The sequence below is a fragment of the Sphingobium sp. CFD-2 genome (genome assembly GCF_024611135.1).
In the GTDB taxonomy this organism is placed as follows: domain Bacteria; phylum Pseudomonadota; class Alphaproteobacteria; order Sphingomonadales; family Sphingomonadaceae; genus Sphingobium; species Sphingobium fuliginis.
The window spans coordinates 2,704,059-2,729,544 of record NZ_CP084405.1; the positions used below are offsets into that span (position 1 = coordinate 2,704,059).

The window sequence follows — 25,486 nt, forward strand, 5'->3', positions numbered from 1 at the left end:
CTCAGGCGGCGGCACTGCCGGGTATATCGCCGAACAGCGACGGCACGCCCGCCTTGCCGCTCTGCATTTTCTCCCGGGGGCAGCCAAAAAGATTCTCGTCGGCGACCTCGGACCGCTTGCGGATGCGGTGCGCCTTGCTATGCGCCTCGACTAGGCTCTGGCGGCTTTGCAATATGGCGTTTGTGCAGCGCGTAAGGTCGGAAAAAATCTTCTGCCCGCTTAGAGGATCAAGTCCCATGGACCGGCCCACCTCGATCATGTTCGCGCTGGCCCGAAGCGTGTGGGCAAGTAAATCGTCGAGCTTGGCGTAAGCCATGTTCAGGTCGGTGACCACCGTCTGGGCGGCATTTTTGCTAAGCGGCATGGGGCTGTCAGCTTTGGACATGGGATCTCCTTGGACGACGAGCGTCGTCTTGAAAGTCGGATTGTCTGAACGCGCGACCGCTATGAAAAGAAAGACATGATCCACAGGCCGGCCGCGACAAGCGCGGCAACCGTTCCGCCGATCATGAGCGCCAGGCTCAGGATCCACTTCATGCGTTGCAACGCATCTAGATCATTGTCTCGGCCTCCCAGCGGAGGGATGCGCAGTGCTTGATGTTCGACCGGCATCTCCTGCCCCCCAACAATCGACATTTGCGGGGCGATGGCAACCTCTTCCGGTTGATATATCAATGGCTGATATGTCTGCCGTCCCTCCACTTCAGAGAGAATGCGGGCGGCTTCGAAACGATCGGCAACCCCCAGCGCGCGCAATGCCTGGCGCACCCGCTGGTTCACTGCATGATCTGATTTGCCGATCTGCCTGGCGATCTGCTTGGTGTTGAGATTCTGGGCGACCAAGCGAAGGCATTCTTTCTGCTTGTCAGTGAGGCGCGAGATGTCCGGGTCGCTCATGTGCTTATATCCGGCGCAGGGACGATGGCGCACAAATCGACCGGGGCGCCAAATTTCATTCGCATATTCATTCCGCCATGGTGCAAGGCTGCCCCTCCCTCAGCGCAGCGTGGGGCAGCGATTCGACGCCAAATTAGATAGTATTGTGATTCATGAACAGGCCGGCTTGGTCTGCTCGACCGCACGAAAGATCGGCGTGCGTCATGGCCAGGGCGCTGCCTCTCGACATCTTCGAGCCCCCTATCCCATTGCCGAACATGCGGGAGATGATGCAACACCATCAGGCACCCGGCCTCACCTGGTTGCGGCAACGGCTCAAGAAATCCGCATCGATGCAATGGGAAGGGCCGCCAAGTCTTCCATAGACGGCAAGACGATGGTGATCACTCTAATCTATCGTGAAATGTCGATGCATATTGTCAGATGAAAACCCATCGGATAAATCCGATGCATGGATCCGAACCTCGCTCTCAAAGCTCTTGCGGCGCTCGCACACCCCACGCGGCTCGATGCCTTTCGCCTGCTTGTCCGGCATGAGCCCGACGGTCTGTCCACGGGGGCGCTCGTCGAAGCCAGCGGCCTGAGCCAAAGCACCCTTTCCACCCATCTCGCTGTTCTGGCGAAGGCTGGCCTCGTCAGCGCCGACAAGCGCGGCCGGCATCAGATTCAGCGCGCCAATATCAACACGCTTCGCGGCCTCATGATCTTTCTCGCCAAGGATTGCTGTCAGGGCCGCGCTGAACTCTGCGAGCCGCTGCTCGCCGACCTCACTTGTTGCCGAAGGACCGGGCGCCCGTGACCACCATCGTCATCTATCACAATCCCGGCTGCGGAACTTCGCGGAACACGCTGGCGCTGATCCGCAATTCGGGGGTCGAGCCGCATGTCGTCGAATATCTGAGGACACCGCCGTCGCGCGCACTGCTCATCGAAATGATCGAGCGGGCCGGCATGACGCCGCGCGCACTCCTGCGCGAGAAAGGCACGCCTTATGCCGACCTCGGCCTGGGTGACGATACATTATCCGATGAAACCTTGATCGATGCGATGATGGCGCACCCCATTCTCATCAATCGTCCGCTGGTGGTGACGCCGCTCGGCGTGAAGCTCTGCCGGCCGTCCGAGGCAGTGCTCGACATCCTGCCGGATGCGCAGCGCGGAGCCTTCGCGAAGGAGGACGGCGAGCAGGTCGTCGATGGGGCGGGGAACCGCATCACGGCCGCGTGACCCGGCGTGCCGTCTTTGCCGAGGCGGCGGGCAGCTTCATGCTGTTCGCCACGGTCATCGGCTCGGGCATCATGGCCGAACGGCTTGCCGGCGGGAACGTCGCCATTGCCCTTCTCGGCAATACGCTCGCGACCGGCGCGATCCTGTTCGTCCTCATCACGATGTTCGGGCCGGTGTCCGGCTCCCATATGAACCCGGCCGTCACGCTGGTCATGCGGCTGCGCGGCCACATCCGCACCGATACGGCTATCGCTTACGTCGCTGCCCAACTCGTTGGCGGCATAGTTGGCGTCTGGCTCGCGCATCTGATGTTCGACCTGCCGATCCTCCAATTGTCGGGCAAGATCCGCAGCGGTCCCGGCCAGCTCGCGGGCGAAGCCATCGCGACATTCGGGCTGATCCTCGCCATCCTCGGAACGGCGAATATGCGGCCCGAGAGCATCCCCATCAGCGTCGCGCTCTACATCACCGCAGCCTATTGGTTCACCTCGTCGACCAGCTTCGCCAATCCTGCAATCACCATCGCCCGGTCGTTGAGCAACAGCTTCGCCGGGATCGCCCCGGCCTGCGTGCCCGCCTTCATCGCTGCCCAGCTTATCGGCGCGCTGGCCGCGCACTTCGTTGCCGGCACGATCTTCGCGGAACCGCATAGCGAGGCGGCTTAGATTGGATTTTCTTCGATACGATACTTACCAAGGAACCGTCATGACCCGCGTTCGCCTGCTTTACGATCCCGATCGCCTCCCGGCGCTTGACCCGGCCTATGTTATTTCCCGCCCGGCGCTGGGCCTTGGCGACGACCAGCCATCACCCCGCATCCTGCTACTCTACGGGTCGCTACGCGATCGATCCTTCTCGCGCTTCGCGGTCGAGGAAGCTGCCAGATTGCTTCAGCTATTCGGCGCTGAGACGCGCATATTCGATCCATCCGATCTACCGCTGCCCGACCAGGTTAAAGGCGACGATCATCCCGCTGTCCATGAACTGCGCGAGCTGTCGCTCTGGTCGGAAGGCCAGGTCTGGTGCAGCCCCGAGCGACACGGCGCGATTAGCGGCATCATGAAGGCGCAGATTGATCATCTGCCGCTCGAGATGAAGGGGATGCGGCCGACCCAGGGGCGCACATTGGCGGTCATGCAGGTGTCGGGCGGTTCGCAGTCGTTCAACGCGGTCAACACGCTGCGCCTTCTCGGACGGTGGATGCGGATGTTCACGATCCCCAACCAGTCGTCGGTCGCGATGGCCTATAAGGAGTTCGATGAGGCTGGCCGGATGAAGCCGTCGAGCTATTACGACCGCATCGTCGATGTGATGGAGGAACTGGTGCGGATGACCGTGCTGCTTCGTCCGCATGCTGGCCAGCTTGTCGATCGCTATTCGGAGCGGAAATCTGCAAAATTGGTGGTGAACCCCGAGACCGATCTGTCGTCGATCGCGATCGCGCACCAGCGGCAGTAAGGGCTTCTGTAGGGGAAAGCCTTCCCCCTGCCGCCGAGCCGCAGAGTCTCGGCCGCCCCTTCTGCGGGCGGGCTCAGCCCCCAGGCTGTGCAGAAACTCGCCACGCCGGCGGTGCCGCGAGCCGGGCCCTTCAGTCTCGAAGCGGCGCGACTCCGTTCAGCTCGGCCGGACCAATGCTCCGGTTCCGACAGTGTTCACTACGCGGATCATGTTGAAGGCCAGCACCGACAGCGCCGCTTCCGCCTTCACTCTCCGCAATCCTCTGGTGAGGAACCTACCCCCACCAGACATTCGTTTGATGGTTCCGAACGGATGTTCGACCGTACATCGCCTGGTTCGCATCAGGTTTGGATCGGCATAGATCCGCGCCTCCATCCGATCGAACGCGCTCTGATCGAATAGTCGATGGATCGTGCGTTGGACGCCTGGCGTGCAGCGAGGCTTCAGGGCGCAGCTCTTGCACGCTGATGTCCGGTATCGAATCGCGCGGTTGCGAGTGCGCTTGCCGGACCGGCGTAAAGTTTGACCGGCTGGGCACCTGATCGTGTCGCTTTCGTCATCATAAACGAATTGAGTCTGCCGGAAGTGCTCCGTATTCATCGCGCCGCGCTTGATCGGTGCGGACACTATGATCGCCTCGGACTCGCAGCGGGCAACCTCCTCGGCGTTGGGGTAACCGCCGTCGGCCAGAACGTACAATTCGTCAGCGTCCAGGACATCTTTGGCCGCCAACGATACCGGGTGGAGGAAATGGCTGTCGTTCGCGTCGTTGAACGCGTCGTGATGGATGATGAGGCCACTCTTCACATCGACCACCCTTTGAAGGTTGTAAGACGGCAGCTTCGGCGCGCGTGCGTAGCCCGCCATGTTGCGATAGACGCCGGGCATGGGCCGGCGAAGGCCCTCGTCGTAGACGGCTGCGCCTGCCGCACGCTCCGATGACGGTGGCGGGTACGTAATAGGGTCAAATGGTCTGTTCATGCCTCACTCCATTGTTTCCAAATTGATGAGGCACTCGGCGGCTTCGGCATGAAGCCTGCGATCCTGCACCGAGCGCAATCGATGCGGTCCGACATCACGGGGGCTGAACAGCCACCGTCAGAGGGGCCCGGTCGGCACCGATTGCCTCGTTCTGGTCGTGAGGATTTCAAGAGCCGGAGGCCCCTCGCCGGACTGCCGAACGGCGGACCGCACAGAGGAGCGGGCCAGTCGAAAATTCCCTCTTGAAACCCTTTCCCCCCTTCCTAACTTTTCTCTTGCCGGACGCTGATAACCGGGTCCGGTTGGACATGGAGAGCGCCGGCTCTCTCCGGCGCGTCTCATGCCCAAATTGCTCAATCAGGAGGATTTGGAAATGAGAACCAGTTTTGACTTTGCGCCCTACAGGCGCTCCACGGTCGGCTTTGACCGCCTCTTCAACCTGCTCGAATCGGGCATGCGCGAAGACGATGGCTATCCGCCTTTCGATATCGAGCGGCAGGGCGAGGACAGTTACCGCATCACGCTCGCGGTCCCCGGCTTCCGTCCCGACGAGATCGAGATCGTGGCGCAGCAGAACCAGCTGACCATCACCGGCAAGCGCGCCGAAGACAAGGACCAGGGGCAGTATGTGCATCGCGGCATCGCGGCCCAGCCCTTCGAGCGGCGGTTCCAGCTGGCCGACTTCGTCGAGGTTCGCTCGGCCAGCTTCGACAATGGCATGCTGAGGATCGACCTGCAGCGCGTGCTCCCCGAAGCGATGAAGCCGCGCAAGATCGAGATCAGCGGGAACACGCCGACCCAGACTCGGATCGAGGCGACGAAGGAGAAGAGTCTCGAGTCGGCCTAATCCCGACTTCCTCCCGCCGCCCTCGCGGGCGGCGGGATTCACTCAACTCTCTAGCCAGAAAAGGAGATGACATCATGGCTTTTCGTGATCTGATCCCCTGGAGCCGGCAGGAGAACCGGCTCCCCGCCACGGTCAGCGCCGAGCGCGACCGGAGCGACCACCCGTTGCTGTCGCTTCACCGCGAGGTGAACCGGCTGTTCGACGACGTCTTCCGCGGTTTCGGCGTGCCGTCACTCGGCGCGTTCGACGGCAGCCTGTCGTGGCCCAATGTCGAGCTCGGCGAGACCGAAAAGAACATCCGCGTCACGGCCGAACTCCCCGGCCTCGATGAGAAGGACCTCGACATCACCGTTGAGGAAGGCGTGCTGACGCTGCGCGGCGAGAAGAAATCCGAGGTCGAAGACAAGGACCGCGGCTACAGCGAGCGCAGCTATGGACGCTTCGAACGGCGGATCGGCCTTCCGCGTGGCGTCGAACAGGAAAAGGCGAGCGCGACCTTCAAAAATGGCGTGCTGACCGTCACCCTGCCAAAGTCGGAGGCGGCGAATGAGAATGTCCGCCGCATTCCGATCAATGCGAGGGCCGCATGACGGCGCGGCCCGGGGCTTTAGCCCCGGGCCGACCCTCCAGCCGCAGGACGTTCCGCCCGAGCCGGAGAGCCGTGCCGCCAACGACAATCATGGTTCTGGCCCAAGCCGCGCAAGCGCGCTACCGCAGGATGCCTTGGCGATCATCGAGCCGGTGCCGATCGCGGTCAACCAGTCCGGTCGCGTCCAAGGAGCATGTGGCGGCTGCGCTTCGCCGAGCGCTGGGGCTCGCGCGCCGATTCGCTGATGGGATGGGCAGGAGGAGGCGATCCGCTTGCGCAGATCGAACTCCGCTTTCCCGACCTAGAAGTGGCCGTGCGCTATTGTCGGCGCGAAGGCGTGTCCTTCGAGGTTCGTGGAGTGGCACGATCGGGCCGTTCCATGCAGCCCCGGCTCACCGATCAAGCCCTGCCGAAGTTGTGCTGCTGGCCCACAGGTCCGCACGCGCGATGCTGCAGCCGGTATGCGGCCGTGCTTGAGGGCACCCAAAGCCTGGGAACAGCGGTTGGCGGCGGCGGAATGGCATTTTCACATTCACCATGATCAGAGGAGACGATTGATGCGAAAAATTCGTGCAGCCGTCCTGGCTGGGGTGGCGGCGGTCGCCGTCATGGGCACCGCGCTGGCGGCGAGCCACGACCGTCATGTGATGAAGGTCGGCCTACCGGACGGCACGGTAGCCCGCATAGAATATCAGGGTAATGTGGCGCCGAAAGTCACGTTCGCGCCAGCCTCCAGCCTGGCGCCGATCGCCTGGTTCGATCCGTTCGAGGCGGCTCCATTCGCCCTGTTCGATCGGATCGCGGCCGACTTGGACCGGCAAAGCGACCTGATGATGCGCCAGGTCCACGCATTGCCGCTCCCGGCGATCGCCGATGATGGGAAGATCGACTTGACGGCGCTGCGCAGCCTGCCTCCGGGCACCGTCAGCTACAGTTTTGTCTCGACGATCAATGGCGGAAGCACGTGCAGCCGAAGCGTACGGGCCACCTCGCTCGGCTCGGGCCGGCAACCCAGCGTCGTGTCGAACAGTTCAGGTGATTGCCGCGAAGCGCCGTCGGCAACGGTCGTCCATCCGGACCGGACCGACGCGCTGCGCCGAACATGACGCAATCTGCTGATGGTCAACGCGGGAGGTTGTTCAAAGTCGCCTGTATCATAGGGGAGCGCCGCTGGCGCCGCTCCCTTTACGAGTCTGCAGTTGCTTAGCTCATGCACGTAACAGCCGGTATCCTCTCGAGCTTCATCACCCTGCTCGTCACGATCGGTCCGATCGAAACGGCGGTGGTCTTCGCCGGCCTGACGGCTGGGATTCATCGCAGCGAGCGGATCAGCCTCGCCGCCCGATCGGTCATAATCGCCTCTGGCGTCTTGCTGCTTTTCGCAGTGGCGGGCGGCACGGTTCTCTCGCTCCTGCATATTTCGCTACCGGCATTCCGCGTGGCGGGCGGCGTGCTGCTGTTCCTCCAGGCAATGACGCTCACCTTCTCGAGCCCGGGACTCTCGTCGATCAGCGAGGGCGAGCGCCGGGAAGCCGAGGGGCCCGGCGACATCGCGGTCTTCCCGCTGGCGTTTCCGTTGATTGCGGGTCCGGGCAGCCTTTCGGCCGCCGTACTGGTCATGGGCCGCACCGAGGGCTGGATCGAGGGGAGCGGCGTGCTCGCGATGATCATCGCCTGCATGGTGCTGACCTGGCTGGCGATGCTCACCGCAGACCGTCTCGTCCTGCTGCTCGGCAGCACCGGTGCCGACGTGGTGGGCCGCCTCTCCGGCGTGCTTCTCGCCGGACTCGCCGTCCAGTTCATCTTCGATGGCCTCGCGGCCGCGCCCTTCCTTGTCGGCTGAATCACCCACTATGCGGCCTGATCGAGCACCCGAAGCACCCGGTCGAGCATGGCGGCATTGGAAGCTGCCTTGGCAGCTCACGGCGGGCGAAGCGCTGCAGCAGTGCCAAATCCCGCCGCGGCAACCGCAGCGTGATCAGACTTTGCCCCAGTGCATCCGGGGGAATATGCTCAGCCGCCTTGCCGGATCGCAGGAAGTGATCGAGGAGCCGCTTGCGATCGGCAAAGCTCCAGCCCAACGCTTCCAGCTCGTCCGGCGGTGCCGACAGCAGCGCGAGCGCGAACTCCATGATGTGGTCGAAGGCGAGGACGAGGCGCACCGTCCGTCCGCCCCGCTTGCGCCAGCGCTCGGCAAGACCGGCGTCATGGGAGCGGGATGATACCATCGACCGCGCGCCATTCCCTGGGTCCGATCAGTCGGCCGTGGGCGATCCGAACCGAATGGAGCGCTGCCTCGATCTCGCGCCGCCAATGGTCGAGGAAATCGAACAGCACGGGGAAATCAGGCGCGAGATCATATTCCTGCCAGACGAACAGCTGGAGAAGCGACGGCGCATCGGGCCGGTAATAATGGATCTCGGCGGTCGTGAGACCGTAGCCCTCCAGCTGTGCGATAAAGCCGCGATCGGTCATTGCAGCGAGCGGCCGTCCGTCCGCGCTTTATCGAGCGAGCGCATGGCAGCCAAGACCTCGTCGATCGGCACGGCGCGTCTGGCACCGGGCGGCTTGCGCAGCGCTGGCTGGTCCTTCACCGCGGAGCGGTCGAACGCCCAGGAGGCGAGGATGGCCCGCTTTACTTCGGGTTCGAGACTTGGATGGTGCGCAACGTCAAACGGGTGCAGAAATCGGGAAAATGGCTGCGACATGGCCGTGACTCCTTTCCTTGTGTCGCTCCTTTCTCATGCGCGCGGTGGTGACGCAGACGGGAGAAGATTTGGTGACACCTTGAGTCGCGTCAAGAGGGAAGATGTGGGCACATGGTGCTGAAAATGGCTGAATTGGCACTCCGGGGAAGCGAGTGCCAAAAAATTTCATTCCATCTCTTGATCGGAAAAATCTCTTTACCTAGTTCTTGCAAACCTGTCGTTCCGATGAACGGCAGGCTTGTCCCATTCTGTTTTGCATCTGGAGGTTATGCATGCATTTCCGCCCCTTGCACGACCGTGTGGTCGTCCGCCGCATCGAAGCCGAGGAGAAGACCTCGGGCGGCATCATCATTCCCGACACGGCCAAGGAAAAGCCGCAGGAAGGCGAAATCGTCGCCGTTGGGCCCGGCGCGCGTGACGACAGCGGTCAGTTCGTCGAGCTGTCCGTCAAGGCCGGCGACCGCATCCTGTTCGGCAAATGGTCGGGCACCGAGGTCAAGATCGGTGGCGAGGATTTGCTCATCATGAAGGAGAGCGACATTCTCGGCGTGATCGACACTGTCGTGCCTCTGAAGCAGGCGGCCTGAGCCAGCCTGTCATTCCTCTAATCATCAGGAAGGAATTGAAGAAAGGAGCTGGCAGATGGCTGCCAAGGAAGTGAAATTTGCGTCGGACGCGCGTGACCGCATGCTGCGCGGCGTGGATACGCTGGCGAACGCCGTGAAGGTGACGCTTGGTCCGAAAGGCCGCAATGTCGTTATCGAGAAGTCGTTCGGGGCGCCTCGCATCACCAAGGACGGCGTCACCGTCGCCAAGGAAATCGAACTCGCCGACAAGTTCGAGAATATGGGCGCGCAGATGCTGCGCGAGGTCGCCAATAAGCAGAACGACAAGGCCGGCGACGGCACGACCACGGCAACCGTGCTGGCCCAGGCAATCGTGCGCGAGGGCGCGAAGGCGGTTGCCGCCGGAATGAATCCGATGGATCTCAAGCGCGGCATCGACCTTGCGGTCGGCGCCGTCGTCGAGGATCTCAAGAGCCATGCCAAGAAGGTCGGCGCCAACAGCGAGATCGCACAGGTCGCGACCATCTCGGCCAACGGCGACGCGGAGGTCGGACGCATCCTTGCCGAAGCGATGGAAAAGGTCGGGAACGAGGGCGTGATCACGGTCGAGGAGGCGAAGAGCCTCGAGACCGAGCTGGAGACGGTCGAAGGCATGCAGTTCGACCGCGGCTATCTGTCGCCCTATTTCATCACCAATGCCGAGAAGCTCAAGGTCGAGCTGGACGATCCTTATATCCTCATCCACGAGAAGAAGCTTTCAAACCTGCAGGCGCTGGTGCCGCTGCTCGAGAAGGTCGTCCAGTCCGGCCGACCGCTGCTCATCATCGCCGAGGATGTCGAAGGCGAGGCGCTCGCTACGCTGGTCGTCAACAAGCTGCGCGGCGGGCTCAAGATCGCGGCGGTCAAGGCGCCGGGCTTCGGCGATCGCCGCAAGGCGATGCTCGAGGATATCGCGATCCTGACCGGCGGCAATGTCGTCTCCGAGGATCTTGGCATCAAGCTGGAGAATGTCACCGTCGACATGCTTGGCCGCGCCAAGAAGGTCACGATCGACAAGGACAATACGACGATCATCGATGGCGTGGGTCAAAAGACCGATATCGACGGCCGCGTTGCGCAGCTGCGCCAGCAGATCGAGACCACCACGTCCGACTATGACCGCGAGAAGCTGCAGGAGCGCGTGGCGAAGCTCGCCGGCGGCGTCGCGGTGATCCGGGTCGGGGGCGCAACCGAGGTCGAGGTCAAGGAGAAGAAGGACCGCGTCGACGACGCGCTCCATGCGACGCGCGCCGCTGTCGAGGAAGGCATCCTGCCGGGTGGCGGTATCGCGCTGCTCCGCGCGATCAAGGCGCTCGACGGTCTCAAGGCCGCCAATGACGACCAGCAGTCCGGCATCGACATCATCCGCCGGGCGCTCCGCGCGCCTGCGCGGCAGATCGCCGAAAATGCCGGCGAGGATGGGGCCTATATCGTCGGAAAGCTGCTCGAAAGCTCCGAGTACAACTGGGGCTTCAATGCCGCCACCGCCGAATATCAGGATCTCGTCCAGGCGGGCGTGATCGATCCGGCCAAGGTGGTGCGTACCGCCCTTCAGGATGCCGCCTCGGTCGCCTCGCTGCTCATCACGACGGAGGCGCTCGTTGCCGAGCTGCCGAAGGAGGAGAAGACCGCGCCAGCGCCGGCGATGGATTATTGATTATCGGGAGGCCTGGCTGCCCGGGCCTCCTAATTTTCGCCGAGTGTGAACGGCCTTGAATCAAAGGTCATGAGCATCGTCCACACCAATTTGGGGCTGTCAGGGCGGCTGATCCGGCTGTTGAGGGATGAACGGCCGAAAGCGGACCCAAACTGGTGAGGCGTAACGGATAGTTTTCGCACAGCCTGCCCCGCAACGCCCCCATGATGACGCTTTGGTTGAGGGCCTTCGACCCGCGAAATGGCGCTTAACGTCAGTCCCGCTGTTAAAGAACGATCGCTAATGGAGGCGAGTATCGACCACATCATATTCGTCCAAACAAGGCCCTGAACTGATTCGTGGACTCTTCTCGCTGACCCGGCGTCGCATGATGTTGCAGCGCCACAGTGGCGCCAATATCTTCTATCTTCTCGTGCGCTGCCAATATGTCTCGCGTTCGCGTAGTCTGAAGTTTTAGCGTTCGCCCGCCGACGACCAGAAGACGCGGCTGGTCAAGGCTTGGTCGAGGCGATAAAGATCCATCATCAGCGTCTCGAGCTCGCGGCGCGCGCTTGTGTCGAGGCGCGCTACTCAGCGGTGTACGACACCAGAAGCGATGATCCGCAGGCGATCAAGGCGGCAGTGACCATGTTGTGCGACGCGGTCGAGAAGATGTCGCGCGACTGGTTCGATGATCTCCGGCAGAAAGCCGACCTCTGGCTCACCGCCGCGGCGCGGGCTAGAGCGGGTCGAGAAAGGTCTCTCCTCACGGCATCCCATTCATGGCCGTCGTTCATGGGCTCTTCTCCAACCCTCCGGAATGGCCACCATTGTTCTTGCCCGAAGGCAGAAGGAGGGGGACCAGGGATGCTTCACCCTGCCTGTCGACACATTGATCGAAAGGCCCGTCGGTTCACAACATTGCAATTTCGCCCGATCGCAGCGTCGTGGGCAGAGGCGTTCCTGCTACCCCACGGTTCGGCCATTCATCTTCGATTCCGGGCAAGACGCGGCATTTTGTGCAGGCGCGACGGGAAATTACGCGCGATAATCTTTCGAAAAAAAGGCGAAGGCAGCAGCCAATGCTAGCCAGGGTGACTACATGTCGGTTTCTGGACAAGCATCAGGCGGGTGTTTCATCCGCCAGGGAGCGACGGCATGGCGACAAGCGTAGGTACGATGGCGACGTTGCGACGGATGACGGTGGACGATCTGCCCGCCGCGCAGTCGCTTTCCAAGGCTCAGAGATGGCCACACCGCGTCGAGGATTGGGAGATTCTGCTGAGCCTTGGCTTCGGCTATGTCGCGGAAAGCGTGGACGGCATCGTAGGGACGGCCATGGCGTGGCTCTATGGCGCCGACGCCGCGACATTGGGGATGGTCACCGTCTCGCCGCAAGTGCGCGAATCCGGCATCGACCGGCAGTTGATGGACGCGGTGCTGAGCGACCTGGGCGAACGCACGATCTTGCTCAACGCCACGGCCGAGGGGAAGCCGCTTTACGCCGAAATGGGATTCGAAGCTGCCGGGCCGGTGTTCCAGCATCAGGGCGCCGCCTTTGCCGTCCCGATCGCCGAACTCATTCCAGCTGAACGGGTGCGTCCGCTGGGAGCCAAGGACATGCCCACTCTGCACGATCTTGCCCGCCGGGCCACCGGGATGCATCGCGACGCCCTGTTGAATGCGCTGGTGCCCGGTGCGCAGGGGGTGGTGCTTACCCGCGACAATGAACCGGTCGGCTTTTCGCTGTTCCGCCGCTTCGGCCGGGGTCATGTCGTGGGCCCGACGATCGCGCCGGATAGCGGCGGAGCGAAGGCGCTTATCTCCCACTGGCTGGGGTCCAATGCCGGCATCTTCTGTCGCATCGACATACCGGCGGAAAGCGGCCTTGGCGACTGGCTCGAGGAACTCGGGCTGCCGCGGGTTGCGGAGGTGACGCGCATGGTGCGTGGTCGGCCACCCAAGACCGACCCTTCGGCTCGGATTTTCACTCTCACGACGCAGGCCCTCGGATGACTATTTCACTCAACAATCCTGACCTTTTCGTCCAGCACGTCCATATCGACGGCGAATGGACGGGCGCGCGATCCGGCGCGACGATGGACGTCGATAATCCGGCGACCGGCGCGGTCATCGGCACGATCCCCGATTGCAGCGAAGCCGACACACAGGCCGCGATCGACGCGGCGGAGGCGGCCTGGCCGGCATGGCGCGCAAAGACGGCCGGCGAACGGGCGGCGCTGCTGGAGCGTTGGTACACGCTGATGATGGACAATGTCGCTGATCTCGGCCGCATCATGACCGCAGAGCAAGGCAAGCCCAAGGCGGAGGCAGAGGGCGAAATCCGTTATGCCGCAAGCTTCGTCAAATGGTTCGCCGAGGAAGGCCGGCGCATCGATGGCAGTATGATCCCCGCGCCCGAAGCCAATCGCCGCATCCTGGTGATGAAGGAACCGGTCGGCGTGTCGGCGGCGATCACGCCCTGGAATTTTCCTTCCGCCATGATCACGCGCAAGTGCGCGCCAGCGCTGGCGGCCGGCTGCCCGGTCGTCGTGAAGCCATCCGAACTGACGCCGTTCAGCGCGCTGGCGCTGGTCAAGCTGGCCGAGCAGGCGGGCTTCCCCAAAGGCGTCATCAACATCGTCACAGGTCAGGCCGCCCCCATCGGAAGCGTGCTGACCGGCAGCGAGACCGTACGCAAATTGTCCTTCACCGGATCCACCCGGGTAGGCGCGCTGCTGATGCGACAGAGTGCCGACACCATCAAGCGCCTCAGTCTCGAGCTTGGCGGCAACGCGCCGCTGATCGTGTTCGACGACGCCGACCTGGACCTGGCGGTGGCCGCGACCATGGCGAGCAAGTTCCGCAATGCCGGCCAGACCTGCGTGTGCGCCAACCGTATCCTCGTGCAGGACGGCGTCTATGACGCCTTCGCGCAGAAGCTGGCGAAGGCGGTTTCAGCGCTCAAAGTCGCGCCGGGCGACCGGGATGGCAGCACCATCGGCCCGCTCATCAACCGGGCGGCCGTCGACAAGGTGCACGCGCATGTCGAGGATGCGCTTTCCCACGGAGCGAGCATCTTCGCCAAGGCGCCCGAAGGCGCGACGGGGGAACGCTTCGCTACCCCCGTGATCCTGACCGGCGCCACCCGCGACATGCGCCTCGCACGCGAGGAAACCTTTGGACCGGTCGCTCCTCTTTTCCGCTTTCATGACGAAGCGGAGGGGATCGCGCTAGCCAACGACACCAGCTTTGGCCTTGCCAGCTATTTCTACACGGAAAATCTCCACCGCGCCTTCCGCGTGGGCGAGCGGCTGGAAGCGGGCATGGTCGTTCTGAACACGGGCGGCATGGCGATGGAAATGGCGCCCTTTGGCGGGATCAAACAATCCGGCCTGGGCCGGGAGGGCGCCCACGCGGGGATCGAGGAATATCTTGAGACAAAGGCGTTCCACATCGGCGGTCTCAAACTGTAATCCGGACATCTAGGGGGATTTCGTGACGCGCACCTACTCCATTTCCGTCATTCCAGGCGACGGCATCGGCAAGGAAGTCATGCCCGAGGGCATCCGCGTGCTCGAACGCGCGGCAAGCCTCTATGGCTTTGCCATCGAGCAGAAATGGCAGGATTTCGCCTGCTGTGACTATTATGCCCGGCATGGCGTCATGATGCCGGAGGACTGGAAGGCGCAGATCGGCAATCCCGATGCGATCTTCTTCGGCGCGGTGGGCTGGCCCGACATCGTGCCCGACCATGTCTCGCTCTGGGGATCGCTGCTCCAGTTTCGGCGTGAATATGATCAATATGTCAATCTGCGCCCGGTGCGGCTGATGCCCGGCGTGCCCTGCCCGCTTGCCGGACGCGAGCCGGGCGATATCGATTTCTGGGTCGTGCGGGAAAATACCGAGGGCGAATATAGTTCGGTCGGCGGCAAGATGTTTTCCGGCACTGATCGGGAGGTGGTGATCCAGGAGACGGTCATGACCCGCCACGGCACCGACCGGGTGCTGCGCTACGCCTTCGAACTGGCTGCGACGCGTGAGCGCAAGCATCTGACTTCCGCAACAAAGTCCAACGGCATCGCCATCACCATGCCCTGGTGGGACGAGCGGGTCGAGGAAATGGCGAAAAACTACCCGACCGTCACGCACGATAAATATCATATCGACATATTGACCGCGCAGTTCGTGCTGAACCCCGACCGGTTCGATGTGGTCGTGGCATCCAACCTGTTCGGCGACATCCTTTCCGATCTGGGCCCGGCCTGCACCGGCACCATCGGCGTGGCGCCGTCCGGCAACATCAATCCCGATCGCACCGCGCCATCCCTGTTCGAACCGGTCCATGGATCGGCGCCTGACATCGCCGGGAGGGGCATCGCCAATCCCGTCGGCCAGATATGGTCCGCCGCCATGATGCTCGAGCATCTGGGCGAGGTGGAGGCCGCTGGCGCGATCATGCGGGCCGTCGAGACGGTGCTTGCCGAGCCGGCTCTGCGCACGGGAGACCTCAAGGGCAAAGCCACGACCGAACAATGCGGCAGGGCGATCGCGGACGCGATCGGCTGAAGCGGCTGCCAAGCGCCATGTCCAGCCGGCGGCAGATTATGCCGCCGGCTCCCGCCTAAAGGGCGAGTACGGGTCGCTGCCCGGCGCACATCGGCCTTTCGCTCCGCCACATGCGGCTAGGCTTGGACCATGATCACAACAGCGAGCCCACTCATGACGCTCCATTCCAACCGGTCGTTGCTCGACATCGACCGCGACCATCTGATCCATCCCGTCACATCCTTCCGTGCGCATGAGGCGCGAGGTGCAACCATGCTGCAAAGCGGCAAGGGCATGTGGCTGACCGACATGGAGGGGCGCGAACTTCTGGACGCCTTCGCCGGCCTGTGGTGCGTCAATGTGGGCTATGGCCACGACAGCATCGTCGAGGTCGCGGCAGAGCAGATGCGTCGCCTGCCCTACGCCACCGGCTATTTCCATTTCGGCAACGAACCGGCTGCGCGGCTGGCGCAACGACTTGTCGACCTCAGCCCCGAGGGGCTGGATCATGTCTATTTCACCCTGGGCGGATCGGATGCGGTCGATGCCGCGATCCGCTATATCACCCATTATTACAACGCGATCGGCAAGCCGACGAAAAAGCAGTGCATCGCATTGGACCGAGGCTATCACGGTTCGACCAGCACGGGGGCAGGGCTGACCGCACTTGCGAATTTCCACCGCAATTTCGACCTGCCGCTGCGCTGGCAGCATCATATCCCCTCCCCCTATCCCTATCGCAGTGACCTGGAAGGCGATGATGATGGCATCATCGCGCGCTCTGTCCAGCAACTGAAGGACAAGGTGGCCGAACTGGGCGCGGACAATGTCGCGGCCTTCTTCTGCGAACCGATCCAGGGGTCTGGCGGCGTGATCGTGCCGCCGGTCGGCTGGCTAAAGGCGATCCGCGCCACCTGTGACGAACTCGGCATCTTGATGGTGGCGGACGAGGTCATCACGGCGTTCGGACGCACCGGCCCGATGTTCGCCTGCGAGGCGGAGGGCGTCGCGCCCGATCTGATCACGGTCGCGAAGGGGCTGACCTCCGGCTATGTGCCGATGGGCGCGGTACTGATGTCGGACAAGGTTTATCAGGGCATCGCCGACGGCGCGGCGGTTGACGCGGTGATCGGCCATGGGGCGACCTATTCGGGCCATCCGGTGAGCGCGGCCGTCGGGCTGGAGGTGCTGCGCCTCTACACCGAAGGCGGTATATTGGCGAACGGCCAGAGGGTCGGCGCGCGGTTTGAAGCGGGGCTGAGGGCTATCGCCGATCATCCGATGGTGGGCGATACGCGTGGCCGGGGCCTGCTCGGCGCGATCGAGCTGGTGGCGGACAAGGGCAGCAAGGAGCGGTTCGATCCTGCCCTGAAACTGCCCGATCGCCTTTTCGCCAAAGGCTATGAGAATGGCGTCATCTTCCGTGCCTTCGGCGACAATATCATCGGCCTTGCCCCGGCGCTGTGCGCGTCGGACGAGGAGATGGACATGATCTTCGCGCGCATCCGCAAAACGCTGGACGACCTGCTGGAAGAGGCGGATATTCGCGCGGTTGTCGGGTAAGACATAAGGGGGCTAGGAACATGTTGGGCGGACCCAGACTGGACAGGATTGATCTCAAGATCCTCTCGCAGCTTCAGCAGTCGGGCCGCGTCACCAATGTCGAGCTGGCCGACGCGGTCGGCCTGTCCCCCAGCCCCTGCCTGACCCGCGTCAAGCGGCTGGAGAAGGCCGGATATATCACGGGTTATGGCGCGCATATCAATCTCCACAAACTCGGTGAATTTCTGACCGTGTTTACCGAAGTCACGCTGACGGAGCATCGTTCAGGCGACTTTTCCAGGTTCGAGGCAAGAATTCGCAAGCTCGACGAGATCGTCGAATGTCACCTTGTGAGCGGCGGCTACGACTATCTTCTGAAATTCGTGACGCGCGGCGTCGCCCATTATCAGTCGATCATCGAGAATATGCTTGAAAGCGACTATGGAATTGAGAAATATTTCAGCTACGTCGTCATCAAGTCTCCTTTCATCAAGCATCATTATCCCATTCAGCATCTGTTTGGCGAACAGCGATAGGGCGGAGCGCGATCCATGACCGACATTGCCGACCTCATCGAACCGCTCGTCGCCTTTCGCCGGGACATCCACGCCCATCCGGAACTGGCTTTCAGCGAGCATCGCACGGCGGGTCGGATCGCCGAGCAGCTGCGCCTTCTCGGACTGGAGGTGCACGAGGGAATTGGGCGAACGGGCGTCGTCGGCGTGCTGCGCAATGGCAGTTCGGCGCGTTGCATCGGGCTGCGGGCGGATATGGACGCGCTGCCGATCGACGAACAGACAAACCTTCCTTACGCCAGTCGTAACCCCGGCCATTTCCACGGTTGCGGACATGACGGGCATGTCGCCATGCTGCTGGGCGCGGCGCAGCATCTGGCCCGCAGCCGCACCTTCGACGGCACGGTCCATTTCTTCTTCCAGCCGGCCGAGGAAGGCCATGGCGGCGCGCGCGAAATGGTGCGGGAAGGGTTGTTCGACCGCTTTCCCTGCGATCGCGTCTTTGCCGTACACAACTGGCCGGATCTCCCTGCCGGAACCATCGCCACCCGGCCCGGTCCGATCATGGGCGCTGCCGACAAGTTCGAAATCAGGCTGGAAGGGCGTGGCGGCCACGCCGCCATTCCGCAGGACACGCCGGACGCGATCCTTGCCGCGGCGGCATTGGTGCAGCAATTGAACGGCATCGTGTCGCGCCGGGTCGCGCCGACGGCCTCCGCCGTCCTTTCGATCACGCAGATTCATGGTGGACATACGCATAATGTCATACCCGAGGCGGTGATCATATCCGGCACCGTTCGCACCTTCGACCCCCAGATACAGGATCGCATCGAAGCGTCGATACGCCAGATGGCGGCAGGCGTGGGGCTGGCCGGGGAAGTCACCGCGACGGTGACATATGACCGCTATTATCCGGCGACGATCAACGACGCCGAGGCCGCGCAGGAGGCGCTCGAAGCGGCTGCGACCGTGGGCGAAGCACGGCTGGCCCCCGATCCCGCCTTCACGTCGGAGGATTTCGCTTTCATGCTGCAGGCCTGCAAGGGCGCTTATATCTGGCTGGGACAGGCGAAGCCGGAAGGATCCGCCCCGCTGCATAATCCGCATTATGACTTCAACGACGATGTGCTGGAACTGGGCGTGAGGCTCCATGTCGCGCTGGTCGAGAGACACCTTGCGGCGGGAAAATGACGACTCTGGTCGGCAGGGAGCATGCCGAAGCACAAAGACGCTATAATCTTTCATCTGAAGCGACTGGTCCGGCAGGAAGCGCCGATGCCCGGCGAAACTCGATACACGTCGCTTCGTAACATGATCATGATCGGCATGGATCGATGCTGATCGGTGATGGGGACGGGACATGGCTAGCAACGCTTCGATGACACATGGCGCGGTCGGAATGAGCGCGTCCAAGACACCGGCCGCCGCAGCGGCGGGAAGGCTCCAGAATATCGATGCCCTGCGAGGTTTCGTGATGGTGCTGATGCTGCTCGACCATTTGCGCGAGACATGGTTTGTCTATGTCAACGTTACCGACCCGTTCGATGCGCGCATGGGCTTGCCCGCAATGGGTATCGCGCGGTTCATCGTCAGCTTCTGCGCACCCATATTTGTCGCCCTGACGGGGCTTGGCGTCTATCTGTTCAGCATTCATCACACAACGCGGGAGACAACCGGCTTCCTTGTGAAGCGTGGCCTGTTGCTCATCGCGATCGAGCTTTTGTTCCTGTCGCCGCTCTACTGGGGAATCGTGCCGCAGCCCACATTCTGGCTCCAGGTCATCTGGTGTATCGGCATCTGCATGATCGCTCTGGCCGGATTGATGCGGCTGCCGCGCCCGGTGCTGATCGGCCTTGGCATCGTCCTTGTCTGCTTCCACAATCTGCTCGATCCGATCCGGTTGGCACAGGGCGATAGTTTTTTCCCGCTCTGGGCACTGCTGCATCAGCGTGACACAATCCTGCTGCCATTGGGTTTCGTGGCGAAGACGACCTACCCGCTCCTGCCGTGGCTGGGCGTCATATCGCTGGGCTTCGGCATCGGGCCCTGGTTCCGGCCGGAGGTGGACCCGGCCACGCGCCAGCGTCGCCTGCTCTTGCTGGGCTTTGGCATGATCCTGACGTTCATCCTTCTGCGCCTGCTCAACATCTATGGTGACAAACCCTGGCATGCGATCGAGGGGGACCCGGTGCGCACGCTGGTGAGCTTCATCTCGATGACCAAATATCCGCCGTCGCTGCTGTTCCTGCTGCCCACGCTGGGCGGCGGCGCGTTGTTGCTGGCGCTGTTCGAGCGGATCAAGGATTCGCCGCTCATCGCCGCGCTGGCCGTGTTCGGTGGCGCGCCCATGTTCTTCTATCTGCTGCATCTGTCCGTGCTGCGTATCCTCTACCACAGTGCGCTCGCGATCTGGGGTCCCAACCACGGCGCGAATTTCGGGTTCGACAATTATAACTGGGTGTTCGTCTGGTACGCCGCGATGATCCTGCCGCTCTACATTCCGACGGCCTGGTTCGCGCGACTGAAGCGTCGCCGCCGGGATATCGCCTGGCTCAAATATTTCTGACCGGCAGGCCGGCCGACCCACCATCCGACAAGGACGAGTCGGCCGCCCGACCTGCCGCACAAACTGCCGGACGAGCGGCACAAGATGCCGGGCAATGCCGGACCGCCGCGACAAATCGGCAGAGACCGATTGCAAATGGCGATAGGCTTGGGACGGCAGCGCCCCATTCATGCCCTAGTGCATTCACATGAAGGAACAGGGACAATCCATGGCCAATGTCATTTCCACCGATCTGTCCCGGCGGATGCTGCTGGGGGGACTGGCTGCGGGGATGACGGTCGGCGGCGCGAGCGGAGTGACCGGTAGACCCAAGGCCGGCGGACGCATCCGCATCGCCAGCACCAATGCCTCCACCGCCGACACGCTCGACCCGGCCAAGGGCAGCACTGCTACCGACTATATTCGGCACTACATGCTCTACAGCGGCCTCACACAGTTTGACGGGCAGCTGCGCGGTCAACCGGGACTGGCCGACCGGATCGTGAGCCAGGACAATATCGTGTGGAATATCCGCCTGCGTCGCGGCGTGCATTTCCACAACGGCAAGCCGCTGACGGCCGCGGACGTCATCTTTTCGCTGCTGCGCCACCGCGACCCGGCTGCGGGGTCCAAGGTGAAGACGGTCGCCGACCAGTTCGCCGGCGCGAGGCAGACCGGGCCGCTCGAGTTGCAATTGCGGCTGACCGGCCCCAATCCCGATCTGCCCGCGATCCTGGCCGTGTCGCATTTCCTGATCGTGGAAAATGGCCGCCGCGATTTCAGCAAGGCGAACGGCACCGGGCCCTACACCCTGCATGAGTTCGCGCCGGGCATTCGCACCATCGTGCGCAAGAACCGCAATTACTGGAAGCCGGGCCGACCCTATCTCGACGAGATCGAACTGATCGCGATCCCCGACGAAATCTCGCGCGTCAACGCGTTGCTGTCGGGCGATGTGCAGATGGTCAATGCCATCGGTCCGGGTTCGGTCAAGCGCGTGCGCGCCACGTCCACCCATTCCATCATGGAAATCCCCTCGGGCCTGTTCACCAACCTGATCATGCGCCGCGACAATCCGGTAACCGCCAACCCGGATTTCGTATTGGCGATGAAATATCTGCAGGATCGCGAACTGATCAAGCGCGCGCTGTTCCGCGGCTTTGCCACGATCGCGAACGACCAGCCGATCTCGCCCGCCGATCCCAATTTCAATCCCCACATCCCACAGCGCCCGTTCGACCCGGATCGGGCGAAGTTCCTCCTCAAACGGTCAGGTCTATTGGGTGTGCGACTGCCGGTCTATGCCGCGCCGGTCGCCAATGCGTCCATCGACATGGGAACAGTGCTGCAGGAACACGCCGCGCAAATCGGCCTGAAGCTAGCCATCAATCGCGTGCCCAGCGACGGCTATTGGGCGACCCACTGGATGAGGCACCCGATGACGTTCGGCAACACCAACCAGCGGCCGACGACCGACATGATGTTCAGCCTGTTCTTCCAGTCCAAGGCACCGACGAACGAAACCGGATGGAACAATGCGCGCTTCGACCGGCTGTTGCTCGAAGCGCGGAGCACGACCGACGCCGCGCTGCGCAAGGAGATTTACGGCGATATGCAGTGGATCATCCATGAGCATGGCGGGCTGGCTATTCCTACCTTCATCAGCCTTCTCGACGGGTATGACCGGCGTCTCAAGGGCATGTTCCCAATCCCTCTAGGCGCCTTCATGGGCTATAACTTCGCCGAACATGCATGGTGGGACGCATGAGCGGCGCGCCTGCCATGTCCCGCTGGCGGGGGCCGCTGAGGCTCATCGTCAAGCGCATCGGACTCGCCTTCCTCACTCTGTTTCTGGTATCCTTGGTCATCTTCACGATCAGCGGGCTGCTGCCCGGCGACGCTGCGCAGGAAGTGCTGGGGCAGAGCGCCACGCCCGAACAGGTGGCGGCGCTGCGCCATGAAATGGGCCTCGATCAGCCCGGCCCGGTCCGTTATGCGCGCTGGCTCCAGGGCATTCTCGTCGGCGATCCGGGCCAGTCCCTTGTCGCCAACAAGCCGGTCGCCGATATCATCGCGGAACGCTTGCCCAACACGCTGACGCTCGCAGCGCTCGCCGCCCTCGTCTCGGTTCCTCTGGCCTTCCTGATCGGGATCGCGTCGGCGGTCGCCCGAGGACGCAAGCTCGACCGCGCGCTCAACATCCTCACCTTGTCCATGGTCGCGCTGCCCGAATTCCTGGTGGCGACGATCGCGGTGCTGGTTTTCGCCGTCAAACTGCTCTGGCTGCCGTCGATCGCTCTCATTCCGAAGGACCCGACACTGGCCGAATTCGTCCGCGCCTATGCCATGCCGGTCATGGTTCTGACGGTTGGCGTGGTTGCGCAGCTGGCACGGATGGTCCGCGCCGCCATCATCGCCGAACTGGATCGCCCTTATGTCGAAATGGCTCAGCTCAAGGGCGTCGGGCGCAGCCGGCTGATCTTTCGCCATGTCCTGCCCAACGCGGTCGGTCCCATCGTCAATGCCATGGCGCTCAGCCTGTCCTATCTTTTCGGAGGTGCGATCATCGTGGAAACGATCTTCAGCTATCCCGGGCTCGCCAGCCTGATGGTGAACGCGGTCACTTCGCGCGACATGCCCCTGCTTCAGGCCTGCGCGATGATCTTCTGCGCCGCCTATCTTCTGCTCGTGCTGATCGCGGACACCGTCGCGATCCTGGCCAATCCGAGGTTGCGGCAGGGATGAAGCGAAGATCGCTCCTTCGCCGCGCCGGCGCCTTGCCCCTTTCGGGCAAGATCGGGCTTGCGCTTGTCGGCTTCTGGATCCTCGCGGCGATCCTCGGCCCCCTTGTCGCTCCCTACCCGCCCGGTGCGTTCGTCAGCGAAGAGGTCTTCGCCGGTTCGACCAGCCAATTCTGGTTCGGCAGCGATTTCCTGGGCCGCGACGTGCTGAGCCGTCTGCTGGTGGGAGCGCGCCTTACCATGGGGCTGTCCGCGATCGCGGTCGCCATCGCGGTCGCGCTCGGGACCGGGCTGGCCTTGACAGCGGCGGTCGGTCCGCGCTGGCTCGACGAGCTCCTGTCACGCGCAATGGATACCTTGATATCGATTCCCAGCAAGATATTCGCGCTGGTGCTGGTCGCGGCCTTCGGATCGTCGGTGCTGCTGTTGACGCTGATCGTCGCGATTACCTATGTTCCAGGTAACTTCCGGATCGCGCGTTCGCTCGCGGTTGGGCTGGCCCGGCTCGATTATGTGGAGGTCGCGCGCGCGCGCGGCGAAGGGCGGATTCATATCGCGCTGGTCGAAATGTTGCCGAACATGATCCGGCCGCTATGCGCCGATATCGGATTGCGGTTCGTCTTCATCGTGCTGCTGCTGTCTGGCCTGAGCTTCCTGGGCCTCGGCCTGCAACCGCCCGAGGCTGACCTGGGGGCGCTCGTGCGCGAAAATGTTTCTGGTCTGGCCGAGGGCGCGCTTGCGATCATGGCGCCGGCGGTGGCGATCGCCAGCCTGACGGTGGGCGTCAACCTGCTGATCGATGCAGCCACGCAGGGGAATGTGAAGTGATGGCGGACGCCCATGTCGAGGTGCGCGATCTCTGCGTCACCGTGCGCGGTCCCGATGGCGCGCCGCTGCGGATCGTCGATGACATCTCCTTCGATGTCGCCCGGGGGCAAATGCTGGCGCTGATCGGCGAGTCGGGTTCAGGCAAAACCACGATCGCCCTGTCGCTGATGGGCCATGGTCGAGGCGGCGCAGCCATCAGCGGCGACATTCGGGTGGGCGACGCGACCCTTGACGGTGTGGGTGCCCGATCGCTTGCCGCGCAGCGAGGCCATCGCATCACCTATGTCGCCCAGAGCGCCGCGGCGGCGTTCAACCCGTCGCGGCGGGTGATCGATCAGGTGATCGAACCCGCGCTGATCCACCGCACCGCCTCGCCAGCGACGGCGCGGCAGCGAGCGGTCGATCTTTTCCGCGCGCTCGCACTGCCCAATCCCGAGACGATCGGCAGCCGCTATCCGCACGAATTGTCGGGCGGGCAGCTTCAGCGGTTGATGGCGGCGATGGCGCTGATCACCAGGCCGGACCTGGTGATCTTCGACGAACCCACGACCGCGCTGGACGTGACGACGCAGGTGGAGGTGCTTCAGGCCTTCCGCCGAGTCGTGCGCGAACAGGGAGCGACCGGGGTATATGTGTCGCACGACCTGGCGGTGGTCGCGCAGATGGCAGACCATATTCTGGTGCTCAATCGCGGCCGGGTGCGCGAGCAGAATGACGTCCGCACCATATTGGAAGCACCCACCGACGATTATACCAAGACGCTGATGGCGGCGGCGCATCCAGTCGTCGCGGTGGCCGCTCCGGCTGCCCGCGCGCCAGAGCCGCTGTTGGCGATCCACGGCATCTTCGCCGGCTACGGTCCGGTGGACAAGGCAGGCCGCCCCGCCAATCCGGTCTTGAGCGACGTCAGCCTGACGATCGGCCGGGGCGCGGCGGTCGGCGTGATCGGCGAGTCCGGATCGGGCAAGTCGACCGTCGCGCGCGTCGTCGCCGGTCTGCTCGCGCCGACCGCCGGTCAGGTGACGCTCGATGGAGAGGGGCTTGCGCAGACGGTGTCGGGGCGGACACGCGAACAGCTGCGCCGCGTGCAGATCGTGTTCCAGAATGCCGATGTCGCGCTCAACCCGGCGCATAATGTGGGCGACATATTGGGGCGGGTGCTGCGCTTCTATCATGGGGTCAGTGGCGCGGAAGCGGGCCGGCGGGTCGCGCAATTGCTCGACCTGATCCGCTTGCCGGCAGGCGTTGCCGATCGACGGTGCGGCGAATTGTCGGGCGGGCAGAAGCAGCGCGTCAATCTGGCGCGCGCGCTGGCAGCCGAACCCGACGTCATTCTGTGCGACGAAGTGACATCGGCGCTCGACACGGTGGTTCGAGGCGCGATCCTCGACCTACTGGCGGACCTGCGACGCGAGCTTGGCCTCGCCTATCTGTTCATCAGCCATGACATCGCCACGGTCAAAGCCCTGTGCGACGATATCGTGGTCCTGTACAAGGGTACGCGGGTGGAAAGCGGCCGATGCGAAAGCTATTCCACAGCGCCCTTCCACCCCTATACCGATCTGCTGATCTCCTCGGTTCCGGAAATGCGGACCGACTGGCTGGCTGACGAAAGCTTCCGGAACAGCGCCCCTTTTGCCGGGATGAACGAGCAGCCCGCGCTTTGCCGGTTCCTGCCGCGCTGCCCGATCGCGATAAGCGGACGTTGCGACACGATCGCGCCGCCCTTGCAGTCGATGGCCGCCGGCAACATCATCCTGTGCCATCGGACGGAAGAGGAATTGGCGCGGTAGCAGAGGGCGCGGCGGCCGCTGCATCG

General features: G+C 63.2%; 29 protein-coding genes. 23 read left to right on the forward strand and 6 right to left on the reverse strand.

Annotated elements, in window-relative coordinates:
- Position 1 precedes the first annotated feature (1 nt).
- Positions 2-469: a hypothetical protein gene (locus LDB29_RS13340; RefSeq protein WP_128830873.1), complete on the reverse strand. Its 468-nt coding sequence runs from the start codon at positions 467-469 to the stop codon at positions 2-4.
- Positions 445-897, reverse strand: coding sequence for a helix-turn-helix transcriptional regulator (locus LDB29_RS13345; protein ID WP_044660225.1), 453 nt, complete (start codon positions 895-897; stop codon positions 445-447). The genes LDB29_RS13340 and LDB29_RS13345 overlap by 25 nt, the downstream gene beginning before the upstream one ends.
- A gap of 109 nt (positions 898-1,006) precedes the next feature.
- Between LDB29_RS13345 and LDB29_RS13350 the strand changes: the two genes are divergently transcribed.
- From LDB29_RS13350 to arsH, 5 genes are read left to right on the forward strand one after another with little or no spacing between them, the layout of a single operon-like run.
- Positions 1,007-1,324, forward strand: a complete 318-nt coding sequence (locus LDB29_RS13350) for a hypothetical protein (protein ID WP_137710318.1) — start codon at positions 1,007-1,009, stop codon at positions 1,322-1,324.
- A 24-nt stretch (positions 1,325-1,348) separates the two neighbouring features.
- Positions 1,349-1,696 carry a helix-turn-helix transcriptional regulator gene (locus tag LDB29_RS13355; RefSeq protein ID WP_257554353.1) on the forward strand — a complete coding sequence of 116 codons (348 nt, stop codon included), beginning with the start codon at positions 1,349-1,351 and terminating at the stop codon, positions 1,694-1,696.
- The gene (gene arsC / locus LDB29_RS13360; protein WP_044660227.1) at positions 1,693-2,124 is read left to right on the forward strand and encodes an arsenate reductase (glutaredoxin); all 432 of its coding nucleotides are present in this window, start codon (positions 1,693-1,695) and stop codon (positions 2,122-2,124) included. The genes LDB29_RS13355 and arsC overlap by 4 nt, the downstream gene beginning before the upstream one ends.
- A complete protein-coding gene (locus LDB29_RS13365) occupies positions 2,121-2,789 on the forward strand; it encodes an MIP/aquaporin family protein (RefSeq protein WP_099186148.1) in 669 nt (222 codons plus the stop codon). The genes arsC and LDB29_RS13365 overlap by 4 nt, the downstream gene beginning before the upstream one ends.
- 40 nt (positions 2,790-2,829) lie before the next feature.
- Entirely contained in the window at positions 2,830-3,582 is a 753-nt protein-coding gene (gene arsH, locus LDB29_RS13370) for an arsenical resistance protein ArsH (RefSeq protein ID WP_099186149.1), read from the forward strand.
- 156 nt (positions 3,583-3,738) lie between these two features.
- Here arsH and LDB29_RS13375 read toward each other — a convergent pair whose 3' ends face one another.
- Positions 3,739-4,563 carry a transposase gene (locus LDB29_RS13375; RefSeq protein WP_239659778.1) on the reverse strand — a complete coding sequence of 275 codons (825 nt, stop codon included), beginning with the start codon at positions 4,561-4,563 and terminating at the stop codon, positions 3,739-3,741.
- 373 nt (positions 4,564-4,936) lie between these two features.
- Here LDB29_RS13375 and LDB29_RS13380 point away from each other — a divergent pair, with 373 nt between their 5' ends.
- The 5 genes from LDB29_RS13380 to LDB29_RS13395 all read left to right on the forward strand — a co-directional run bounded on the left by LDB29_RS13380 (position 4,937) and on the right by LDB29_RS13395 (position 7,842).
- Positions 4,937-5,410: an Hsp20 family protein gene (locus LDB29_RS13380; protein ID WP_025548302.1), complete on the forward strand. Its 474-nt coding sequence runs from the start codon at positions 4,937-4,939 to the stop codon at positions 5,408-5,410.
- Positions 5,411-5,484: 74 nt separating this feature from the next.
- Complete coding sequence (locus LDB29_RS13385) at positions 5,485-6,000, forward strand: Hsp20/alpha crystallin family protein (protein ID WP_044660230.1); 516 nt, start codon at positions 5,485-5,487, stop codon at positions 5,998-6,000.
- A gap of 243 nt (positions 6,001-6,243) precedes the next feature.
- Entirely contained in the window at positions 6,244-6,540 is a 297-nt protein-coding gene (locus tag LDB29_RS29395; RefSeq protein WP_373886344.1) for an NADH dehydrogenase ubiquinone Fe-S protein 4, read from the forward strand.
- Positions 6,503-7,105 (forward strand): hypothetical protein, encoded by a 603-nt coding sequence (locus LDB29_RS13390; protein WP_257554360.1) that lies wholly within the window; start codon positions 6,503-6,505, stop codon positions 7,103-7,105. The genes LDB29_RS29395 and LDB29_RS13390 overlap by 38 nt, the downstream gene beginning before the upstream one ends.
- A 104-nt stretch (positions 7,106-7,209) precedes the next feature.
- Positions 7,210-7,842, forward strand: a complete 633-nt coding sequence (locus tag LDB29_RS13395) for a MarC family protein (RefSeq protein WP_044660232.1) — start codon at positions 7,210-7,212, stop codon at positions 7,840-7,842.
- Position 7,843: 1 nt separating this feature from the next.
- Here LDB29_RS13395 and LDB29_RS13400 read toward each other — a convergent pair whose 3' ends face one another.
- Genes LDB29_RS13400 through LDB29_RS13410 form a run of 3 tightly spaced genes read right to left on the reverse strand, consistent with a single transcriptional unit; the run spans position 7,844 to position 8,707 of the window.
- A complete protein-coding gene (locus tag LDB29_RS13400; RefSeq protein ID WP_244968613.1) occupies positions 7,844-8,227 on the reverse strand; it encodes a hypothetical protein in 384 nt (127 codons plus the stop codon).
- Entirely contained in the window at positions 8,205-8,474 is a 270-nt protein-coding gene (locus LDB29_RS13405; RefSeq protein ID WP_025548307.1) for an usg protein, read from the reverse strand. Before LDB29_RS13405 ends, LDB29_RS13400 begins: the two co-directional genes overlap by 23 nt.
- Complete coding sequence (locus LDB29_RS13410; RefSeq protein WP_257554366.1) at positions 8,471-8,707, reverse strand: hypothetical protein; 237 nt, start codon at positions 8,705-8,707, stop codon at positions 8,471-8,473. The genes LDB29_RS13405 and LDB29_RS13410 overlap by 4 nt, the downstream gene beginning before the upstream one ends.
- 272 nt (positions 8,708-8,979) lie before the next feature.
- Between LDB29_RS13410 and groES the strand changes: the two genes are divergently transcribed.
- The 13 genes from groES to LDB29_RS13475 all read left to right on the forward strand — a co-directional run bounded on the left by groES (position 8,980) and on the right by LDB29_RS13475 (position 25,460).
- Positions 8,980-9,294 (forward strand): co-chaperone GroES, encoded by a 315-nt coding sequence (gene groES / locus LDB29_RS13415; protein WP_025548310.1) that lies wholly within the window; start codon positions 8,980-8,982, stop codon positions 9,292-9,294.
- A 55-nt stretch (positions 9,295-9,349) separates the two neighbouring features.
- On the forward strand, positions 9,350-10,969 hold the full coding sequence (gene groL / locus LDB29_RS13420) for a chaperonin GroEL (protein WP_025548312.1): 1,620 nt from the start codon (positions 9,350-9,352) through the stop codon (positions 10,967-10,969).
- Between the two features lie 1,137 nt (positions 10,970-12,106).
- Positions 12,107-12,964, forward strand: coding sequence for a GNAT family N-acetyltransferase (locus LDB29_RS13425; RefSeq protein ID WP_257554367.1), 858 nt, complete (start codon positions 12,107-12,109; stop codon positions 12,962-12,964).
- Complete coding sequence (locus LDB29_RS13430; RefSeq protein WP_257554368.1) at positions 12,961-14,424, forward strand: NAD-dependent succinate-semialdehyde dehydrogenase; 1,464 nt, start codon at positions 12,961-12,963, stop codon at positions 14,422-14,424. The genes LDB29_RS13425 and LDB29_RS13430 overlap by 4 nt, the downstream gene beginning before the upstream one ends.
- A gap of 22 nt (positions 14,425-14,446) precedes the next feature.
- On the forward strand, positions 14,447-15,517 hold the full coding sequence (locus tag LDB29_RS13435) for a tartrate dehydrogenase (RefSeq protein ID WP_025548319.1): 1,071 nt from the start codon (positions 14,447-14,449) through the stop codon (positions 15,515-15,517).
- Between the two features lie 153 nt (positions 15,518-15,670).
- Positions 15,671-17,059, forward strand: a complete 1,389-nt coding sequence (locus LDB29_RS13440) for an aspartate aminotransferase family protein (RefSeq protein WP_257554370.1) — start codon at positions 15,671-15,673, stop codon at positions 17,057-17,059.
- Positions 17,060-17,079: 20 nt separating this feature from the next.
- Complete coding sequence (locus tag LDB29_RS13445; protein ID WP_025548322.1) at positions 17,080-17,574, forward strand: Lrp/AsnC family transcriptional regulator; 495 nt, start codon at positions 17,080-17,082, stop codon at positions 17,572-17,574.
- Between the two features lie 15 nt (positions 17,575-17,589).
- A complete protein-coding gene (locus tag LDB29_RS13450; RefSeq protein ID WP_048577284.1) occupies positions 17,590-18,744 on the forward strand; it encodes a M20 aminoacylase family protein in 1,155 nt (384 codons plus the stop codon).
- 169 nt (positions 18,745-18,913) lie between these two features.
- On the forward strand, positions 18,914-20,119 hold the full coding sequence (locus tag LDB29_RS13455) for a DUF1624 domain-containing protein (protein WP_257554374.1): 1,206 nt from the start codon (positions 18,914-18,916) through the stop codon (positions 20,117-20,119).
- Between the two features lie 208 nt (positions 20,120-20,327).
- Positions 20,328-21,866: an ABC transporter substrate-binding protein gene (locus tag LDB29_RS13460; RefSeq protein WP_044660240.1), complete on the forward strand. Its 1,539-nt coding sequence runs from the start codon at positions 20,328-20,330 to the stop codon at positions 21,864-21,866.
- On the forward strand, positions 21,851-22,843 hold the full coding sequence (locus LDB29_RS13465; RefSeq protein WP_048577285.1) for an ABC transporter permease: 993 nt from the start codon (positions 21,851-21,853) through the stop codon (positions 22,841-22,843). Before LDB29_RS13460 ends, LDB29_RS13465 begins: the two co-directional genes overlap by 16 nt.
- Positions 22,840-23,667, forward strand: a complete 828-nt coding sequence (locus LDB29_RS13470; protein WP_025548329.1) for an ABC transporter permease — start codon at positions 22,840-22,842, stop codon at positions 23,665-23,667. Before LDB29_RS13465 ends, LDB29_RS13470 begins: the two co-directional genes overlap by 4 nt.
- Positions 23,667-25,460, forward strand: a complete 1,794-nt coding sequence (locus tag LDB29_RS13475; RefSeq protein ID WP_257554376.1) for an ABC transporter ATP-binding protein — start codon at positions 23,667-23,669, stop codon at positions 25,458-25,460. The genes LDB29_RS13470 and LDB29_RS13475 overlap by 1 nt, the downstream gene beginning before the upstream one ends.
- Positions 25,461-25,486: the final 26 nt, after the last annotated feature.

Excerpts from the sequence above, each read along its gene's own strand:
- LDB29_RS13470 (WP_025548329.1), top strand. The coding sequence starts at position 22,840 with ATGAAGCGAAGATCGCTCCTTCGCCGCGCCGGCGCCTTGCCCCTTTCG.
- LDB29_RS13355 (WP_257554353.1), top strand. The coding sequence starts at position 1,349 with ATGGATCCGAACCTCGCTCTCAAAGCTCTTGCGGCGCTCGCACACCCC.
- LDB29_RS13465 (WP_048577285.1), top strand. The coding sequence starts at position 21,851 with ATGGTGGGACGCATGAGCGGCGCGCCTGCCATGTCCCGCTGGCGGGGG.
- arsH (WP_099186149.1), top strand. The coding sequence starts at position 2,830 with ATGACCCGCGTTCGCCTGCTTTACGATCCCGATCGCCTCCCGGCGCTT.
- LDB29_RS29395 (WP_373886344.1), top strand. The coding sequence starts at position 6,244 with ATGGGATGGGCAGGAGGAGGCGATCCGCTTGCGCAGATCGAACTCCGC.
- LDB29_RS13425 (WP_257554367.1), top strand. The coding sequence starts at position 12,107 with ATGGCGACAAGCGTAGGTACGATGGCGACGTTGCGACGGATGACGGTG.
- LDB29_RS13455 (WP_257554374.1), top strand. The coding sequence starts at position 18,914 with ATGGCTAGCAACGCTTCGATGACACATGGCGCGGTCGGAATGAGCGCG.
- LDB29_RS13380 (WP_025548302.1), top strand. The coding sequence starts at position 4,937 with ATGAGAACCAGTTTTGACTTTGCGCCCTACAGGCGCTCCACGGTCGGC.
- LDB29_RS13400 (WP_244968613.1), bottom strand. The coding sequence starts at position 8,227 with ATGGTATCATCCCGCTCCCATGACGCCGGTCTTGCCGAGCGCTGGCGC.
- groL (WP_025548312.1), top strand. The coding sequence starts at position 9,350 with ATGGCTGCCAAGGAAGTGAAATTTGCGTCGGACGCGCGTGACCGCATG.
- LDB29_RS13440 (WP_257554370.1), top strand. The coding sequence starts at position 15,671 with ATGACGCTCCATTCCAACCGGTCGTTGCTCGACATCGACCGCGACCAT.
- LDB29_RS13475 (WP_257554376.1), top strand. The coding sequence starts at position 23,667 with ATGGCGGACGCCCATGTCGAGGTGCGCGATCTCTGCGTCACCGTGCGC.
- LDB29_RS13385 (WP_044660230.1), top strand. The coding sequence starts at position 5,485 with ATGGCTTTTCGTGATCTGATCCCCTGGAGCCGGCAGGAGAACCGGCTC.
- LDB29_RS13410 (WP_257554366.1), bottom strand. The coding sequence starts at position 8,707 with ATGTCGCAGCCATTTTCCCGATTTCTGCACCCGTTTGACGTTGCGCAC.
- groES (WP_025548310.1), top strand. The coding sequence starts at position 8,980 with ATGCATTTCCGCCCCTTGCACGACCGTGTGGTCGTCCGCCGCATCGAA.
- LDB29_RS13445 (WP_025548322.1), top strand. The coding sequence starts at position 17,080 with ATGTTGGGCGGACCCAGACTGGACAGGATTGATCTCAAGATCCTCTCG.
- LDB29_RS13450 (WP_048577284.1), top strand. The coding sequence starts at position 17,590 with ATGACCGACATTGCCGACCTCATCGAACCGCTCGTCGCCTTTCGCCGG.
- LDB29_RS13460 (WP_044660240.1), top strand. The coding sequence starts at position 20,328 with ATGGCCAATGTCATTTCCACCGATCTGTCCCGGCGGATGCTGCTGGGG.
- LDB29_RS13375 (WP_239659778.1), bottom strand. The coding sequence starts at position 4,563 with ATGAACAGACCATTTGACCCTATTACGTACCCGCCACCGTCATCGGAG.
- LDB29_RS13395 (WP_044660232.1), top strand. The coding sequence starts at position 7,210 with ATGCACGTAACAGCCGGTATCCTCTCGAGCTTCATCACCCTGCTCGTC.
- LDB29_RS13345 (WP_044660225.1), bottom strand. The coding sequence starts at position 897 with ATGAGCGACCCGGACATCTCGCGCCTCACTGACAAGCAGAAAGAATGC.
- LDB29_RS13405 (WP_025548307.1), bottom strand. The coding sequence starts at position 8,474 with ATGACCGATCGCGGCTTTATCGCACAGCTGGAGGGCTACGGTCTCACG.
- LDB29_RS13430 (WP_257554368.1), top strand. The coding sequence starts at position 12,961 with ATGACTATTTCACTCAACAATCCTGACCTTTTCGTCCAGCACGTCCAT.